15 protein-coding genes and 1 riboswitch are annotated in these 17,539 nt (G+C 38.8%); of the genes, 12 read left to right on the top strand and 3 right to left on the bottom strand.

Annotated features, from left to right (window positions below):
- Together BMZ99_RS19530 and BMZ99_RS19525 are read left to right on the top strand one after the other, a co-directional pair.
- Positions 1 to 174: transposase (locus BMZ99_RS19530; RefSeq protein ID WP_139214803.1), on the top strand; the 174-nt coding region annotated here is incomplete at its 5' end.
- A gap of 279 nt (positions 175 to 453) precedes the next feature.
- Positions 454 to 539: riboswitch (cyclic di-GMP riboswitch) on the top strand.
- Between the two features lie 102 nt (positions 540 to 641).
- Positions 642 to 2,330, top strand: coding sequence for a methyl-accepting chemotaxis protein (locus BMZ99_RS19525; protein WP_090941451.1), 1,689 nt, complete (start codon positions 642 to 644; stop codon positions 2,328 to 2,330).
- Positions 2,331 to 2,389: 59 nt separating this feature from the next.
- On the opposite strand, the gene BMZ99_RS19520 is transcribed toward BMZ99_RS19525, so the two are convergent.
- Positions 2,390 to 3,217, bottom strand: coding sequence for an AraC family transcriptional regulator (locus BMZ99_RS19520; protein ID WP_090941448.1), 828 nt, complete (start codon positions 3,215 to 3,217; stop codon positions 2,390 to 2,392).
- Between the two features lie 333 nt (positions 3,218 to 3,550).
- On the opposite strand from BMZ99_RS19520, the gene BMZ99_RS19515 reads away from it, so the two are divergent.
- The 5 genes from BMZ99_RS19515 (at position 3,551) to BMZ99_RS25995 (ending at position 9,867) form a co-directional block, all read left to right on the top strand.
- The gene (locus BMZ99_RS19515) at positions 3,551 to 5,803 is read left to right on the top strand and encodes a TonB-dependent receptor (protein WP_090941445.1); all 2,253 of its coding nucleotides are present in this window, start codon (positions 3,551 to 3,553) and stop codon (positions 5,801 to 5,803) included.
- Between the two features lie 14 nt (positions 5,804 to 5,817).
- On the top strand, positions 5,818 to 6,144 hold the full coding sequence (locus BMZ99_RS19510; protein WP_090941440.1) for a hypothetical protein: 327 nt from the start codon (positions 5,818 to 5,820) through the stop codon (positions 6,142 to 6,144).
- Positions 6,145 to 6,154: 10 nt separating this feature from the next.
- On the top strand, positions 6,155 to 7,708 hold the full coding sequence (locus BMZ99_RS19505) for a PepSY-associated TM helix domain-containing protein (protein WP_090941438.1): 1,554 nt from the start codon (positions 6,155 to 6,157) through the stop codon (positions 7,706 to 7,708).
- 199 nt (positions 7,709 to 7,907) lie between these two features.
- Positions 7,908 to 9,479, top strand: coding sequence for a nitrite/sulfite reductase (locus tag BMZ99_RS19500; protein WP_090941435.1), 1,572 nt, complete (start codon positions 7,908 to 7,910; stop codon positions 9,477 to 9,479).
- Between the two features lie 265 nt (positions 9,480 to 9,744).
- Complete coding sequence (locus BMZ99_RS25995) at positions 9,745 to 9,867, top strand: hypothetical protein (RefSeq protein WP_139214802.1); 123 nt, start codon at positions 9,745 to 9,747, stop codon at positions 9,865 to 9,867.
- Positions 9,868 to 9,921: 54 nt separating this feature from the next.
- Here BMZ99_RS25995 and BMZ99_RS19490 read toward each other — a convergent pair whose 3' ends face one another.
- The gene (locus BMZ99_RS19490; RefSeq protein WP_090941429.1) at positions 9,922 to 10,617 is read right to left on the bottom strand and encodes an LrgB family protein; all 696 of its coding nucleotides are present in this window, start codon (positions 10,615 to 10,617) and stop codon (positions 9,922 to 9,924) included.
- Position 10,618: 1 nt separating this feature from the next.
- Positions 10,619 to 10,996 (bottom strand): CidA/LrgA family protein, encoded by a 378-nt coding sequence (locus BMZ99_RS19485; RefSeq protein WP_090941426.1) that lies wholly within the window; start codon positions 10,994 to 10,996, stop codon positions 10,619 to 10,621.
- A 167-nt stretch (positions 10,997 to 11,163) separates the two neighbouring features.
- Between BMZ99_RS19485 and BMZ99_RS19480 the strand changes: the two genes are divergently transcribed.
- From BMZ99_RS19480 to BMZ99_RS19460, 5 genes are all read left to right on the top strand, one after another.
- Entirely contained in the window at positions 11,164 to 11,739 is a 576-nt protein-coding gene (locus tag BMZ99_RS19480) for a YqaA family protein (protein ID WP_090941423.1), read from the top strand.
- 156 nt (positions 11,740 to 11,895) lie between these two features.
- Positions 11,896 to 13,767 carry a hypothetical protein gene (locus tag BMZ99_RS19475; RefSeq protein ID WP_090941420.1) on the top strand — a complete coding sequence of 624 codons (1,872 nt, stop codon included), beginning with the start codon at positions 11,896 to 11,898 and terminating at the stop codon, positions 13,765 to 13,767.
- Between the two features lie 404 nt (positions 13,768 to 14,171).
- Positions 14,172 to 14,960, top strand: coding sequence for an electron transfer flavoprotein subunit beta/FixA family protein (locus BMZ99_RS19470; protein WP_090941417.1), 789 nt, complete (start codon positions 14,172 to 14,174; stop codon positions 14,958 to 14,960).
- An 18-nt stretch (positions 14,961 to 14,978) separates the two neighbouring features.
- Positions 14,979 to 16,022 carry an electron transfer flavoprotein subunit alpha/FixB family protein gene (locus BMZ99_RS19465; RefSeq protein WP_090941414.1) on the top strand — a complete coding sequence of 348 codons (1,044 nt, stop codon included), beginning with the start codon at positions 14,979 to 14,981 and terminating at the stop codon, positions 16,020 to 16,022.
- Between the two features lie 16 nt (positions 16,023 to 16,038).
- Entirely contained in the window at positions 16,039 to 17,466 is a 1,428-nt protein-coding gene (locus tag BMZ99_RS19460; protein ID WP_090941410.1) for an FAD-binding oxidoreductase, read from the top strand.
- The last annotated feature ends 73 nt before the right edge of the window (positions 17,467 to 17,539 follow it).

Genomic DNA, 17,539 nt, shown 5'->3' with positions numbered 1-17,539 from the left:
GCTTTTGGGGTTCTTAAAGAGGACATGGGCTTTCGGCGATTTTTGATGCGTAGTCAAGTTAAAGTGCATACTGAATTTCTATTGCTGTGCATGGCATACAACCTAAAGAAACTCCACAACAAAATCCAAAACGGTCGTTGTGGAAGTTATTTGCATATTCCCAAAGCGTCCTGATAACGGTATATAATTTTTTTGAAGGGAAGTCGATTCCTCTGTTTTGTTATGCCCATAATCTAGCTACGACTTCTTTTTTTCTTCCGATCAACAAGAGATTTCTGCTTTTTTATTAAAAAAGAGGCGTACCGCAAAACGATTTCAATAAACGTTTTGCGACACGCCCTTCTTTATTTAAAAGATCAGATGTAAAGAATCGACTGTTCGTCGGTTTATTTGTCTTAGTTTAGAGGATTTTAGAGCTTTGAGGAGAATTACTAATATATAAATCCAATAATGTTTAATAGTCGGCAAACTTAGCGAAAGTTAAGGACGCAAAGCTATGGGACTAATGATTGTAGATCTATGTCTGCCAGGTTGCTATATGAATTATTGTTCATGTAACAATCTGGCTTTTCTTCTGAAAGGAGATGCAATAACGAGTTATTATAGTCGTCTCAATAATTAAAATGTAAAGGAGTTATTTTATGCGTAGAATACCTATTGTTGCACAATTAGGAGGCATGTTCCTCACTTCTATTTCCTTTCTGCTTATATTACTTGGATATACAGCATATCAGTATTCGACAGCAAGCGATACATATGAAAATTTAATTACACATACCTCTGCTAATATGCTCTTACTGACCAAGGCACAGGATGGTATGCATAGTGGAATTGCTGAGCTGCGAGGATTTATGGCTTACTCAATCAGCAGCTATGAACAAAATTCCAGAAAAAAATTCGATGATAGCGCAAAAGACTTAAAAGTATTTGTATCGGGTGTGAAGAATCCAGAAGTGAAAATAGAAGCTGTTAAACTAGAAAAGATGATGGATGATTATAGTCTTAAAATGGGACAGCTTATGGATGCTAAAAAGGCAAATAGCCCTTCTTTTGATACGTTGCTTACGGAAGGTAGAAATTTATCACAACAGATTGATCTGCAATTTAATACAACCTTTCAGTTAGAAGAAAAATATTTAAAACAATCAACGGATAAGCTCTTGCAGGAACAAAAGGATACTAAGAATTTGGTTGAAATTTTAAGCGTGCTTATTATACTATTTGTTTGTAGTTTAGCATACTGGTATAGCAAATATATGGCGAAACGTTTGCATCGAGTTCGTAATGAAATGGATGCAATCAGTAATTTTGATTTGACAACTACTGAACAGCATGTTGCTGTTAATGATGAGATCGGTGACATGATTATTTCAATGTCCCAAATGAAAACTGCATTACGTTCACTAGTAGGGCAAATACGCCAAAACTCTGAATCTCTGGCAGCATCAAGCCAGGAATTAAGTGCAACCGTAGAAGAGCAATTGCGTGCAGCAGAAATTGTTTCTAATACGATAGCGGAAGTTGCGAGTGGATCGTCCCAGAATACAACGAATATAACTGAAATGTCAGCTACGATTCAGGAACTTTCTGCAAGTACAGAGGAAATGAATTCTAATGCCTATGAAGTGAATACGAATACTCAAAATGCTGTTGAAGAAGCAAGTCAAGGGATGAATTTACTGGAGCAGATCGTTACACAGAATGATACGGTTGCAAAATCAATGGTTAGCATTACAGAAGCGGCAAATTCCTTAGCGAAGGGATCTGAAAATATTCGTGAAATTGTTACAGTTATACAAAGTATTGCAGGTCAAACGAATCTATTAGCGTTGAATGCTGCTATTGAAGCTGCTCGTGCTGGTGAAGCTGGAAGAGGTTTTGCAGTAGTAGCAGAAGAGGTCCGAAAATTGGCAGAACAAAGTGCTGAAGCAACACGCCATATCGGTGAAATTATACAAAAAATGACGCAAGACATTGATTATGCTGTTTTACATGTTAGTGAAGGTAACCATGAAGTAGAAGCTGGAAAACAAGTAACATTCAACACTCAAAAAGGGTTTAAAGTTATTATTGATAAGCTCGATAAAGTGAAAATAGTAGTTACGCAAATAACTCATGCGATTGAAGAAACAGCAAAGGGAACACAGACAATGGTAGGAAATGTTCAAAATATTAGTGGTGTTGCTGAAGAAACGGCAGCAAGTGCACAAACGGTAGCCGCTGCATCCGAAGAACAAAGTGCTAGCATGCATGAGATCAATAATAATGCGGAATCTTTAGCTAAAATGGCAGAAGAACTCAATGAAATCATCAGCAAGTTTAAGTTATAGGTAATAAAATAGGTAATGGCATCACGAGACAAACTTGTCTCGTGATGCCATTTTTTTTATCAGCCTGTGTTTTCTTTTAAGCAACTTTGCATCATACTTGGGCAGAAGCCTGTACGCTTCTTAAAAAGTTTACTGAAATAGTAAGGATCCGTATAGCCTACGCAAACTGAAATCTCTGCTATTGAGCAAGATGTAGTACATAAGAGCTCTTTGGCGCGGCGTATTCGGTATTCGATCAAATATTCATTAGGTCCCATGCCTGTATGTTTTTGAAATAAATAAGCAAATTGTTTGCTCTTTAAATTATACTGTCCGGCTATCATTGGCACAGTAAGGGATTCCATGTAATGGCTGTGAATGAATTCGATAGCCTGTTCTACGATTTCCTGCCCGCCTTCGTTGCGCCGGTTGCTAGCACTAGTTAGAATTTCATCCATAATACCAAAAAATAATGATTTAGCTCGCAGTTCTGGCAGCTTGCCTGAAGTTGTACAACTATTATACAAGCGATGCAATAGATCATTGATGCGTGTATTATAGCCAGATTCTAATTGGAAATGGGCTAAAGCATAAGGAAAGGAATCAGCTACTCTAGCATCAGTCTGATAATGTATCACCATAAAATCCCACTCGGAACGGCCTTGCACCTCTTTATCTAATGACATATTCGGACCGGCATGAAAAATTTTTCCGTATTCCATTTCATAGGGGACACCATTAAAGAACATCCGCGCCCGCCCGCGCAATGGAAAAACAATTCCTGAAAATGGAGGGGTATACCGACCGAAACATCTTCCGCCAGGGGGCACGATAGCTCTGGCAACATCAATAATACTAATATCTATTGTAGCATAATAGTGGGCCAGTTCATTGATATCTACGTTCATTTAAGGGTTGCCTCCCTTTTTCCTAGAAAGATAATTTGCTTTATGTTATAATTGATATCGATTATCAATTATAACTTTTTAAACCAACGATTGTCAATGGCTATTTAACTCTATTTATTGATAGAATTTTTATTAATATAATAAGGGTGTATTTATTTTATTAGGAAAAAATCCAGGATTTCTTGGGAATATATCCATTTACTCCTGCATTTGTACTTGCTATTCTATTAAATAAGCATTGAGATTAATCCTCATTTAGACTAAATGCTTAGCAATTATAACTAAAAGTATCATATCCACCTAGAGTAAAGTGCACGTAAAGGAGTCGAGAATATGAAAAAAATGTCCCGTACCAGAAAAAGATTGCTGTATGCCTTAATTGGCAGTAGTCTATTCTGGCATGCCCCTATAGTTTCACATGCAGCAGAAGAGACACAGGATCCTGCCCCTGCCACCGGACAAACTGTTGAGAAAGAGACTGCTTCCAGTAGTCAAATTACCGGACAGCGTGAATTTGTGTTGGAAGGAGTTGAAGTTACCGCCAATCGCAGTCAGGCTCTTCCTCCCGCCTACGCTGGCGGTCAGGTTGCCCGTGGAGCCAATCTTGGAGTTTTGGGCAATAAGGACTTTATGGACACACCCTTTAACGTTACCAGTTATACTGCCCAGACGATGGAAGATAAGCAGGCTGACACACTATACGATGTACTTATTAATGATCCGTCCGTTCGTTTCACTACCTCCACCGGTCATAACAATGAAAATTACATGATCCGCGGATTAGAAGTAAACTATCAGCATCTCTATTTTAATGGCATGCAGGGGCTGGCACCCCAATACCATGTTCCAGTTGAGTTTCTCGAACGAGTAGAAGTACTTAAAGGTCCCAGTTCCTTCCTTTACGGCGGCGTAAGCACCTCGGTGGGGGGGGCTATCAATCTAGTTCCTAAACGGGCCGGTGAGGAGGACGTGACTAATTTTACAACCAGCTATACCTCTTCGTCTCATTTGGGCGGTCATATTGATATTGGACGTCGGTTTGGCGAAAATAAAGAATGGGGCATTCGTTTCAATGGCCTCTATGCAGACGGTGATACAGAAGTCGATGGACAATCCAAAGAACGGCTGCTGGGATCTCTGGGAGTAGACTACCAAAAAGACAAATGGCGTCTGTCCATGGATGCATACGGCTCCCAGGAAAACTATGATAATGGAGCTACCTCTATGTATTACCTAGCCAATGGTTACGTCCAATCAGCTCCAGATGGATCAACCAATGCATATAAGGGGACATCAGGGACGACACGGAATAATGCTGTACTGTTCAAGGGTGAATATGACATTACGAATAATTTAACGGCTTATGCCGGTATCGGTAAATTATCAGCCAGCGCAACCGGCTTGATTAACGGCAATCATGTTTTGAATCTAAAGTCCGATGGAAGTGCAACGGCCCGAAATGTCTTTAAGCAATACTTTTGGACTGATACCACTTCATCGGATTTGGGACTGCGCGGTACTTACCAGACTGGTTCAGTAAAGCATCAGCTTGTTTTAGGTGCAAGCTTCCAGGATACAGATTATTCTAATGCTTATAACCAAGGAAGCGGTAATTATCCAACCAATATTTATAATCCTATCTCACTCGCTGACTACTTTAATAGCGTGACGTCACCAGGTAAGGGGAATAAGACACTCGTTACTGAACTTTCTAGTTATCTTCTGTCTGATACACTTTCCTTTAACGAAGATAAAGTTCAGTTAACTTTGGGGGCACGAAGGCAAAATATTAAACAGACAAGCTATAAATACTCAAATACTGCCGCTACTGGAACACCGACCTCAACCACCACTTATGATGCCGATGCCACTACACCAATGGTCGGCCTCATAGTTAAACCGTGGGGAGAATCAGTTTCACTCTATGCAAATTATATTGAAGCGCTTTCCCCTGGAACTGTGGTTGCTACAACATATGACAATGCAAATGAAGTACTGGCGCCGTATAAAACCAAACAACAAGAAGTCGGCGTCAAGTGGGACAAAGGAAATTTCGCCAATACACTGGCTTTTTTTCAAATCAAAATGCCAAGCTATATGACTACTGATAATATTTATTCCTATGACGGCGAACAGAAAAATCGCGGCATTGAATGGAATACCTTCGGCAGCATAGCGAAAAATCTTCGCATTTTAGGCGGAATTGCCTATACACATGGTGAATTGGTTCGTTCACGCACAACGGCAAATAACGGAAACATCCCATTTGGCGTACCCAAATGGACTATGAATGCTGGCGTTGAGTGGGATACACCGTGGAATAAAGATTTAACACTTTCTCTTCTAGGGGTATATACCAGTTCTCAATATATTAATAATGCGAATACCATAAAAATACCAAGCTGGGTCCGCTATGATGTGGGTGTGCGGTATAAAACCACAGTCAATAATGTTCCGGTTACGTATCGTGCCAGCGTTGAAAATGTATTTGATAAAAATTATTGGGCAGGTTGTTTTAGTAACGAAAATTATGTCACTTTGGGTGGACCTCGTACCTTTAAATTGTCGGCAACCTTCCAGATATAAATGGGTATATAATCATGAACACCGTCATACAGAAGCCTTTTAAACAGCTAAGAGAACTTCTAGCTGGTACAGATAAAACAACTCAAACCATATTGCGCATTCTAGCCGCCGTTTTCGGCGGCTATGCGCTTACCTCCAGTATAATGGCAGTTTTGGTAGTGCTGCTGCCTTGGGAAAAAGCCGATGTCTTGTTTTTTAGCGTGCTGTTTCCTCCAATCATTTATACAGCAGCATTGATCTGGGCCTTTGCTGCTCCTACTGCCCAGCGCGCTTGGCGAAATTTACTGGTTATTACGCTTTTTTGCGGGATATTGGCGCTAGCTGCTGTCTGGGTAAGATAAGGAGAGATATATGAATCAACTTAAAGAAAAGAAAAGCTTTACCCTAGGCATGAGTGAATTACATACTTGGGGTGGATTAGTATTTGGCTGGCTATTATTTGTCATCTTTTTTACGGGTACATTAGCGGTATTTGAACAAGAGTTGACTCACTGGATGCAGCCACATGTGAGAATCAATGAAGTGGAGCCGATACAAGCGTTAGCATCAGCTGAAAAACAACTACGAAAGCTTTCACCCAAGGCGGATACCTGGATGATCGCATTACCGCAACAACGCCATCAAGATTTAGAAATTACCTGGATAAAAGGCAAAAAATCAGTAGAGAAGCATGTGAATCCTCAAAGTGGGGCAATCATTAAACTACCGGAAACCGGAGGTGGCCATTTCTTTGCACATTTCCATTTTGAGCTGCACAGTGGTAAGGTCGGTTTATGGTTAGTTAGTTTAGCTTCTATGATGATGCTTGCTGCGCTTGTATCCGGTATTGCTATTCGCCGAAAGGTCTTCAAAGAGTTTTTTTGTCTGCACTGGCGAAAAAACTGGCTGAATGTTCATACTATGACAGGCGTTTTTACCCTTCCTTTTATTCTTTTGATTACCTATACGGGGCTGACTGTCACTTTTTTAATGCTGCTTCCAATAGCTCCTCAGATATTATATGGAGATTCATGGAAAGGACCGCAGTCCGTTGCTGCTAAGACTTTTGAACGCCCCCGATCCAATATGCCGGGAGAACTAGTGCCGCTCACTCGCCTTTTGCCGCTGGCTGAGGCAGAGCTGGGAGAAGGAAAAATCTCTTTTATTCGGATTCGTAATCCTGGTGATCAGAAGGCTGTAGTTACTTTCTTTAGAACTGTTGATGATACTATTGTTGCAATCAGCAATAGGGTTGTTTATGATGGAGTTACTGGTGAATTACTTGGAAGCCAGACAGCCTGGAGTAAATATGTTCATATTTTTCGTTCTCTCGTCGGTTTACATATTGCTAGATTTGGTGGATATCCGGTGTCCTGGCTGTATTTTGCATTTGGTTTGATCAGTTGTGTCATGATTGCTGCTGGGTTGATATTTTTTACTATTAAACGTCGAAGCCGTTATGCACGTGATAGTCAGATGGCTCAATGGATGTATCGTGCAATTGAGGCATTTAATACTACCGCCATAACGGGTCTTATCATTGCATGTATCGCTTATTTATGGGCTAATCGGTTACTGCCCTTTGGTATCAAGGAACGGGCTGACGCTGAAATAACAGCATTTTTCAGTATATGGCTGATCATGCTGCTCCACTCATTCTTGCGCCCTCCGTTACGTGCCTGGATCGAGCAGCTGCGTATCGCTGCAGGATTTTGTATCGGATTACCAGTGCTGAATGCACTCACAACGAATGTCGGTCTATTGCAATCAATTCCCCGAAATGACTGGATGACTGCTAGTGTCGATCTAACAGCTGCTTCACTAGGAATCATATTGGCATTGGTATCCTGGCGTGTTTCGTTACATCAAAGGAATAGTGAAAAAGAGCATGTAAAACTGGGTGAAGCAGAGCAGAGAATTAAGTAAAATTAAAATAGCGAGGTCACTGGATGAAAAAATCCAATGGCCTCGCTATTTTATATTTAAAGCTTGGTAAAGGCCATAGCTTAAATTAACTTGAATTGTCAATATGATGTTGTTATAATCATCTCATGCGATAATACGTATAGAAGAATCAAGAAGTCATTGCGGAATGAAATTATACTTAGGAAAGAGGTAACTAGATATGATAACAATCACGGAAGATATGTTAAGAAGTGTTGAATTTTTTAAAGAGAAATTGCAGCAATATCATGAAGGAAAATTAGAAAATTTGAAAGCCTTTAGTTCTATTATGGGAATTTATAAAGAAGGACCTAAGGATACATATATGGTAAGACCCAGAATTGCTGGTGGAGTAACAACTGCAAATCAATTGCAGGGATTGAGTAAGGTCGCTGAAAAATATGGTGTTACTATGCGTTTTACAACAAGGCAGGATATTCAGCTGCATTCCGTAAAAGTTGGGGATTTAGGCAATGTGTTAGATGATCTGCTAAAATGTGGACTCATTACGCGAGGAGCGGGTGGTGATGGTGTAAGAAATGTTGCCTGTTCACCACTTTCTGGAGTCGCACAAGATGAGATTTTTGATGTGACTCCGTATGTTAAAGCTGTTACGAATTTTATGATGACAGATCCTGTTAATCTTAATTTGCCCAGGAAATTTAAAATTGCATTTTCAAATAGTTTAGAAGACACTGCGAATGCAACCTTAGCTGATATTGGCTTTATTGCTAAAATAGTTGGCGGCAAAAGAGGATTTGAAGTATACGGGGCCGGTGGGCTTGGTGGAAATTCTAAAATTGCTTTAAAACTCGAAGATTTTGTAGCGGACGCAGAAGCTTTATATTATGTAGAAGCAATGAAAAAAGTTTTTGCTAGAGAAGGCGATAGAAAAAATAGGCATAAAGCTAGATTGCGATATGTTCTTCAGAGATTAGGAGAAGAAGAATTTGTTAAAATGTTTAGAAATGAATTGGATGAACTAAGAAAATCCGAGCAGGACTTAGCACTTCATATTGAGTCTTTTGAAAAAAATTCACAGACCACCCCAGAGAAGCTGTTTCCATGGGATCAGCAATATCAAAATCTAATATATCCACAACAACAAGCAGGATACTATTCTGTATATATTCACCCTAAAAAAGCAACAATCACTACCCATGATCTAAATGAACTTTTGACTTTCTTAGCAGACTTAGATTATGAGACCTCAATACGTATAACGTTAACACAAGGTCTTTTTGTAAGAGATGTGAAGGAAAAAGATGTGAAAAACTTGCTGATGATAGCATCTAACTATTCATCTAAATTTAACATAGAAAATTCGGTTGCATGCGTAGGGCCAACGATTTGTAATTTTGGACTTAATGATTCTCAAGAGTTGCTAGAAAGTATTTTGAAAACTTTTAAGGATGTATCAGAGGATGTTAAGGATGCCTTGCCAAGGGTGCTTATTTCGGGCTGTCATAATTCCTGTGGACAGCATCAAAAAGGATTAATTGGATTCACAGGAAAAAGAGGACGTACAGAAAATGGAGTAATTCCAACCTATGCGATTTCTTTTAATGGAAAGGTCGGTCCGGGTGTAGCAAGATTTGGTGATGTATATGGCGATATCCCTGCTGAAAAAATAGCAAATCTTTTAGTGGATTTGGCCAAGTTAAAAGTAAGTTCAAAATATATAGATTTTGATGAATTTATGAAAGAGAAACAAGCAGAAATAAAAACATTAGTTGCTAATTACTCTTTATAAGGATTGGTAGTAGAAGTCTGGAAATAAACAATCATAAATGACATAAGTCAGCCCTCATTCTAAAAGGAAGATTCCTTTGAATGAGGGCTTTTCTGTATTATTAAGAAATAAATATTTCTTTTATCAGTATCCTTTTTATGAAAATGTTGACTAAATAAATATAATGTATTTGCATAATGATTTTGTAAATGTTATTTTAATCATTATGACCAATCTGCTTAATAGATTGGCCAATGATATAAAAAGAATAGAGGAGGTTTTATTCATGGCGCAATTAGGTGAAGTATTTGTTTGTCCACTCTGTGGAAATGAAGTTACTGTAACTAAGGCTGGTGGTAATCCAGAAGTACACTGCTGTGGGCAGGCAATGAAGAAAAAAGAGCAGTAAGTAAAAGTAGGCAGCTAGAAGAAGCATAATGCTCACTAGCTGCTTCCTTTACTTTTATAAGTTAACTAACCAAGGAATATATAAAGGGGCAATAAAAGAAATGAAAATAGCAGCTACAGCCATGGCTATTCCTGCCATAGCACCTTGAAGTGCCCCTTCTTGGAGAATTGTAGCCGTACCTTGCCCATGAGAAGTAACTCCCATGGCTAGTCCTCTTGCAATGGGAGTTGTTATTTTACAGAAGGAAAGGAGACTAGGTCCGATGATAGAACCGAAGGTACCTGTAAAGACTACGAAGGCAACAGCAATAGCTGGATCGCCGCCAGTTAGGCGGGAAATCTCAATAGCAATAGGAGCTGTTATGGATTTAGGAGCTATGGATGTAACGATAAGAGCATCAAGTCCACTTAATTTTGCTAGCAGAATAGCTGTTGTCAGGGTTGCCAGAGCACCGAAACATATGCCAAATATGATTGGAAACAAGGCTTGTAGCAGTACCGTGCGATTTAAATAAAGAGGTAAAGCCAAGGCTACGGTAGCAGGCCCTAATAAAAAAGTCATAATATCTTTACCTGGTTTGTATTGTTCAAAGGTAATGCCTGTATAATGAAAAATAATTATAATGATTGTCGTACTTAATAATACTGGATTGAATATTGGGTTTTTAGTGCGTAAAAATATTTTACGGCTAATGAGATATAATAGAACAGTAAGAAAAATCGTAAGAAATATAAACATTGTAGTAGGCAAACTAGTTCGATCCTCCTTCTTGTTTACGAGATTTAATCAGAGATTGAACAACGATTCCAGTTGCGATCAAAGCGACTAAAGCACTAATGACTAAAGGCAGGAAGAGAAGATGTCCTTTTTCGGTAAATAACTTTCCCCATTCCATAAGACCCACGGCGATAGGAATGAAGAAAAAGGATAGATGTTTAAGTAATGGATTTGCGCCAAGAGCAAGCCATTCTTCTTTGATAATGCCCCCAGAGAGCAGTAAAAACAATAGCAGCATGCCCAGTACACTGCCCGGTATTGGCAGGTGAAAGAACTCTACGATCCACGTACTGATAAAATAAATCAGCCATAATAAGAATATTTGTCCGACTGTTTTTAGTAGATTGTGCAATCAGGATCACCTCTCCATGTATGATGTACAAGTAGTTTAAGTCTATAGTATAACGTAAATCTGAATAATGAGTAATAGAATTTAGGAAAATAATGCTCATTATATACATTTTAATTGAATTTAGTATATAATACTTTTATAACGTATATTTTTATTGAGGTGTAGTAGTGGAACAATTAATAGTATTCTTTCAAAATTTTGGGGTATTGGGACTCTTTATCATATCTTTTATCGAATCGATTTTTTCACCGATTTTACCTGACTTGCTATTGGTTCCTATGGCTTTGTCCGTTCCTGAAAAGGCCATTTATTATTCGGTTATCGCGACCGTCGGTTCAGTATTAGGTGGGATTGTTGGATACTTTATTGGCAATAAATATGGAATTATTGCCGTAAAAAAATATGTTCCAAATAAATACGTGGAGAAAATTAACGGTTGGCTGGAACAATATGGAGGATGGGCTATCTTTCTTGCTGCCCTTGCACCAATTCCATATAAATTTGTCAGCATTAGTTCCGGTGTCTTTCGCATTAATATGGTAGTCTTTTTAATTGCTTCAGTTTTTGGAAGAGGGAAACGATTTCTCTTGGAAGGAATCTTGATCTTTTATTACGGGCCGCAGGCGATTGAGCTAATTAAAACTTACTCCAATGTCTTTATGATTGGCATAACCATCTTTATCGTTCTTCTTATCGTGGGAATTGCAGTGATGAGGAAAGCTCCTCAAAGAAAACTAAGCTAAACATAGCGTGTATTAATTCTAGTTTAATGCCAGTCTGTATTCACATGCAGACTGGTTTTTTCTTGAATGCGAAGTATTTTCTTAATTTTAGACTAGGATTCTATAATCGTTTACCGTATACTGGTAGTATAATGGACGCTAAATAGAGGTGGATATATGGAAATTGGGAAGGCTCCTCAGATGCCTGGAAAAGTTACAGAAACTGCTCAAATAGGGAGCACTCAACAATCTCAAGAAGTAAGTGAAGTATCAAGCAGTAATCAATTGTTGCAAAAAGATTTTCAAGTTAACTTAGAAAATAGTATCCAAGCAAAGCTGGCGGACTTAGCAAAGTCACTGCAAAATCGGGAACAATTACTGCAATCATTGCCAGAAGATATAAAGAAGATTGTCCAGCAGCTTTTGCAGCAAATGTCGTCAACCAAGGATGTTTCTCAGGGGATGGATTACTTATTAAAAGCCCAGAAAAATATCGCAGAGCAGCTTCATAATTTAGGGAACATCTTAGAATTAGCTTTAACCTTGAAGCAGGATACGTATCAAGATGTAAAACTTTTTTTAAATAAAGTGGCAGAATTTTTAAAAGGGCAAGATGGAATCTCCCCTGAGCAATTGGCTAATCAGTTACTGTTATTAGCTAAAGAAGGGACAGTTTTAGTGCAAAGCAATCTTAAGCAGGCTGTAGAACAATTTTTACAGCAGCTCTCTTCAGAGAACTTGCAGCAATTTGACAGTGATAGCCACGAAACTATAATACTGCAGCTCGCCAAACAGCTTGCTGGTGGCAGCAGTTTATCCCAAGGTGATGTAAAACAGATCGCAAAACAATTATTGCAGCAAATTATGCCAGAGAATATGAGTCAGCTTACGGAAAATGACCAGAAAGCTGTTACCCAATTGATGAAGATATTGGAAAGTAAGATGCCGCTGACACCGCAGCAAGCAGCGGAAAGTGGCTTGCCCGATTTACCTGAAATCTGGTCAATTGCAAAAACGGTAGAGGCCCAGCAATTTAAAGATATTGCACCTAAGGTTCTCCAACAGGCTGCAGATGCATTAGATCATCTTCTACAGGAAATGAAAGCATCAACTGACAAAAGTGCGGTGGCTGCAAAGCTGGAAGCTTTTGGGCAAAGTCTTCCGCAGGAGATTGGTAAAACAGTGCAGCAGCTTATTAAGCAAGGCATAACAGAACAAAATCTAGTGAACTTAGGAAAAACGCTTGAAAATGCAGCACTATTAAATGGAAAACTATCGGAACAAGTCAAAAATCTTGTATCAAAACTGAGCGAGAATATGAATGCGAAATCTTTGGCAGCACCAGCATCGGATTTACTAGCTTTAGTTGCAAAGCAATTAGTAGGAACCACCACAACAATTGAGCAGTTAACAGCACTTATGAGAAAGGTTAATCAACAACTGTCTTTGCAGCAAGCCAAATTGTTGGAGAATGCCCAGTCTGGATTAGAACAGCTGACAAAGGCCGTGGAGCAGAATATACCCCAGGCATTACAGGAGATGGCAGCCAAAAGTAAATTGCCGGAACTATCGAAAATGTGGGTGCTGCTAAAAGCTGCAGGAGCACAGCCATGGCAAAATGCAGATTCGCAGAATTTGCAAAGGTCGGCAAATACTATAAAAGAATTAGCTCATTCGATGTATAAATCAATTGCCGGTGATACGGAAAGGCAAGTCGATCATAAAACGCTGTCCTTTTCGGTACCACTCTATTTCGCCGATGGAACATCTTATCCTACCCATATTCATATATATCACCAAGAAAAAGAAAACAGTAATCAGAGTGCAAAACGGCAATTTGAAACATGGATGAGAGTAAGTGTGGATACGAAAAATATTGGTATTGTGGATAGTGTATTTCGGCTATATGAAGAAAATAAATTAGATTTGCGAGTCTTTTTTCCTGATACAGAAGCAATCAGTGAATTTAAACAAAACTTGCCGGGCATTCGAAAAAGTATTGAGGATACGACTCTTGCACTTACAAATATTATGATAAATAAAATTTAATTTTCACATAATACGTTAAAAAATGGTTGTTTTCTGTTATTCAGAAAACAACCATTTTTAGATTGTGAAATGACCAACAAAGTTGATTTTTCTGAAAAGTAAGCAGCGATCAGCCTTCAGCAGTAGTAAAAAATCAAGATTAAGTAAGTTAAAAAAGTAACATTCTATACGAGAATTACTTCACAATTATGTATAGCTAAAACGCATGAGTGCGATTACTATAAAAGATTTTACCTCTTGTATATTCTGTTGTAAAATAAAAAACAAGAATTGTCCGATAAAATACTAAATTCGCTAAATACAGTTTATTTAGGCTTTTTGCAATATTTAGAAAATATTGTGAAAATATATATTAAGTTCTAAAGTCCCGTAATTTTGCAGAGTAAAATAGGAGGTGTATTTATTTGAAAATTATAGTTCTTGTAAAGCAGGTTCCCGGAACTGATTCGGTAAAATTAGATCCTGTAACCGGTGTCATGGTGCGTACTGGTAAAGATACGATTATTAATCCCTTAGATGAAAATGCATTGGCTGAGGCAATTCGAATTAAGAATACCTATCCTGATGTCAAAATCACTGCTGTTAGCATGGGTCCAATTTCAGCGATGAAAGCAATCAAAGAAGCAATTGCGATGGGGGCTGATGATGGAGTTTTAGTATCAGGCAGAGAGTTTGCTGGGTCTGATACGATTGCAACAGCGAAAGTGATTGCTGCAGCTATCAAGAAAACAGGCGATTTTGATATGATTCTCTGTGGAGAGCGGGCTACTGATGGCGAAACTGGTCAGACCGCAGCCATGATTGCTCACTATCTTGGAGTCCCTGCACAAACCTATGTTTCTGCCTTAGAAGTATTAGAAGACGGTGTTATTGTTAAACGTACAGTTGAAAGTGGTTTTGAAAGAGTTCAAGTTACTTTCCCAGTACTCGTTTCTGTAAATAAAGATATTAGTGATACAGGATTCCCTACGTTAGATGGCAAGTTAAAAGCAAAAAAAGTCGATGTTCCAATGCTTGGAAATGCAGAACTTGGCTTTGACAAAAGCGAACTTGGTTTAACTGGATCACCAACTCGTGTGGTTAAAATTTTTAGCCCTAAACTTTCTCGGGATACGATTATGGTTAAGGCCAATGCGACAATGCAGCCAATTGATGAATTGTTGTCGTTCTTAGTTCAAAAGGATGTTTTATAAAGGGAGGTAACAATAAAGATGTCAATGTATGTAAATTGCAGCATAGCGGAAGCTAAGAATCTTTCCGAGTTTAAAGGTGTATTTATACTAGGTGAACAACGGGATGGAAAAATTCAAGCCGTTACTTTTGAACTCTTAACTTGGGGACGTGGAATTGCCGATGACCTTGGCTGTGAACTTGCCTGTGTACTGTTAGGTGACGAAATTGAGAATTTGGACGAAGTCATTCTGCGTGGTGCAGATAAAGTCTTCTTTATCCAAGATCCTATATTTAAAAATTTCTTAACCCAGCCTTATAGCAATGCAATTACTCGCTTGGTAAATGAAGAAAAGCCAGAAGTTATCATCGCTGGTGCAACAACTACGGGTCGTACAGTAATGCCTTTAGTTGCAGCTAAAACCAATACTGGATTAACAGCTGATTGTACAGAACTTACTATCGATCCTGATACAAAGCTCTTACTGCAAACGCGTCCAGCAATTGGCGGCAATATTATGGCTACCATTAAGACGCCTGATACACGTCCACAGATGGCAACCGTACGTCCAAGATCCGCAAAACAATCTCCTGTAGATACCTCTAGAACGGGTCAAATCATTGTTAAGAATTATGCAGGCGCAACAACAATGACAGTTGAAAAGTTCTTAGAATTCATTATAGATACTACACAAGCAGTAAGCATTGAAGAAGCAGATGTAATTATTGCTGGTGGTAAAGGAATGAAAAATGCCGCAGGATTTAAATTAGTAGAAGAATTAGCCGACCTAATGGGGGCTGCTGTAGGCGCTACCCGTGATGCTGTTGAACTTGGCTGGTCCACGTATCCTCACCAAATCGGACTTTCTGGTAAAACCGTCTCTCCTAAATTAATTATTGCGATGGGGATTGCAGGTAAAATTCAATTTTTAGCAGGTATGCAGACCTCGGACGTTATTGTGGCAATCAATAAAGACCCTGAAGCACAAATCTTCAAAGTGGCCGACTTCGGTATTGTAGGCGATGTGTTTGAAGTGGTGCCTATGCTGATTGAAACAGTTAAAAAAATGAAAGCTAAAGCATAAGGAGGTAGGGGTAGTAATGCAATTTAACAAAGTAACAGAGAACATCATTAAACAATTAGAAGCAATTCTAGGTAAAGCCAACGTAGTTGTGGATGAAGAAAAAATGGAAATGTACTCTCGTGACGAAACATCTGATAAACTTTGGGAAAAAATGCCTGAAGTTGTTATAAAACCGGAAAATGCTCAGCAGATTGCGGAAGTTGTGAAGCTGGCAAATCGTGAATTGATTCCCATTACGCCTAGAGGCGGCGGTTCTGGACTTGCAGCAGGTGCTGTTCCACTTCATGGTGGTATGGTACTTTCGTTAGAAAAAATGAATAAAATTCTAGAAATCGACAAAGAAAATTTATTCATGGTCTTAGAGCCTGGCGTTACGACAGGAGATGTGCAAAAAGAAGCGAAAGAGTTAAATCTTTTTTATGCAGGTGATCCTTGTTCAGCAGAATCTTCCTTCATTGGGGGTAATGTTGCAACAAATGCTGGTGGCAACAAAGCCATTAAATACGGTGTAACAGGACGTCATGTATATGGCTTAGAAGTGGTTATGCCTGATGGAGAAATTGTTGTTTATGGTGGTAAGAACGTAAAAGATGTTACTTTCTATGACATGGTACATCTAATGGTTGGTTCAGAAGGTACATTGGGAATCATTACTAAAATTTGGTTGAAATTAATGCCATTGCCTCAATATGTCGCTGATTTGTTAGTTCCTTTTCCAGACATGCAATCTGCTATTAAAGTAGTACCTAAGATAATGACTGCTGGTATTATCCCGACTGCTGTTGAATTTATGGATAGTTTGTCAATTAAAGCAGCAGAATTGTATTTGAATAAAAAGCTGCCATTTAGTGATGCAGGCGCATACATTATCTGTGAAGTGGATGGCAATACGGAACTGCAAATACAAGAAGATTATGAAACCATCGGAAAGTTATGTAAAGAAAATGGTGCTCTTGAAGTATTCGTAGCAGATAATATTTCTACACAAGATCGCATCTGGAAATCGCGTAAAGCCTATGCGGAAGCACTTCGTATGCTGAGTCCAGTGTATTGTATGGAAGATATTGTAGTGCCAATCGCAAATATTCCCGCAGCTTTAGATGCGATTGAAAAAATTGCAGCAAAATTTGATTGCAAAATTCCTAGTGCTGGTCATGCGGGTGATGGAAATATTCATGCGACCATTTTACGCGAAGATCGCGATGAACACGCTTGGCATGATTTGAAAGATGTTGTGTTAGCTGAAATCTATGACGCTGTATATGCCCTTGACGGTAACTTATCTGGCGAGCATGGCATTGGCGCAAAAAGAATATCAGCTATGTATAAGCACATGACTGAAGGACAAAAGAAAGTGTTACGTACAGTGAAGGAAGCCTTTGATCCAAATAATATTATGAATCCTGGAAAAGTCGTTCTACTTGGTACAATTGCCGAATCATAAGCAAAAGCAGTCTAAGTCTCTTATCCCGAGATTTAGGCTGTTTTCTTACTTAATAGCATATAGCCACACAACA

Source organism: Pelosinus propionicus DSM 13327 (assembly GCF_900114615.1).
GTDB classification, from domain to species: Bacteria; Bacillota; Negativicutes; order DSM-13327; family DSM-13327; genus Pelosinus; species Pelosinus propionicus.
This window is presented reverse-complemented; position numbering and strand designations above follow the sequence as displayed.

Excerpts from the sequence above, each read along its gene's own strand:
- BMZ99_RS19515 (WP_090941445.1), top strand. The coding sequence starts at position 3,551 with ATGAAAAAAATGTCCCGTACCAGAAAAAGATTGCTGTATGCCTTAATT.
- BMZ99_RS19465 (WP_090941414.1), top strand. The coding sequence starts at position 14,979 with ATGTCAATGTATGTAAATTGCAGCATAGCGGAAGCTAAGAATCTTTCC.
- BMZ99_RS19505 (WP_090941438.1), top strand. The coding sequence starts at position 6,155 with ATGAATCAACTTAAAGAAAAGAAAAGCTTTACCCTAGGCATGAGTGAA.
- BMZ99_RS19510 (WP_090941440.1), top strand. The coding sequence starts at position 5,818 with ATGAACACCGTCATACAGAAGCCTTTTAAACAGCTAAGAGAACTTCTA.
- BMZ99_RS19520 (WP_090941448.1), bottom strand. The coding sequence starts at position 3,217 with ATGAACGTAGATATCAATGAACTGGCCCACTATTATGCTACAATAGAT.
- BMZ99_RS19500 (WP_090941435.1), top strand. The coding sequence starts at position 7,908 with ATGATAACAATCACGGAAGATATGTTAAGAAGTGTTGAATTTTTTAAA.
- BMZ99_RS25995 (WP_139214802.1), top strand. The coding sequence starts at position 9,745 with ATGGCGCAATTAGGTGAAGTATTTGTTTGTCCACTCTGTGGAAATGAA.
- BMZ99_RS19460 (WP_090941410.1), top strand. The coding sequence starts at position 16,039 with ATGCAATTTAACAAAGTAACAGAGAACATCATTAAACAATTAGAAGCA.
- BMZ99_RS19525 (WP_090941451.1), top strand. The coding sequence starts at position 642 with ATGCGTAGAATACCTATTGTTGCACAATTAGGAGGCATGTTCCTCACT.
- BMZ99_RS19475 (WP_090941420.1), top strand. The coding sequence starts at position 11,896 with ATGGAAATTGGGAAGGCTCCTCAGATGCCTGGAAAAGTTACAGAAACT.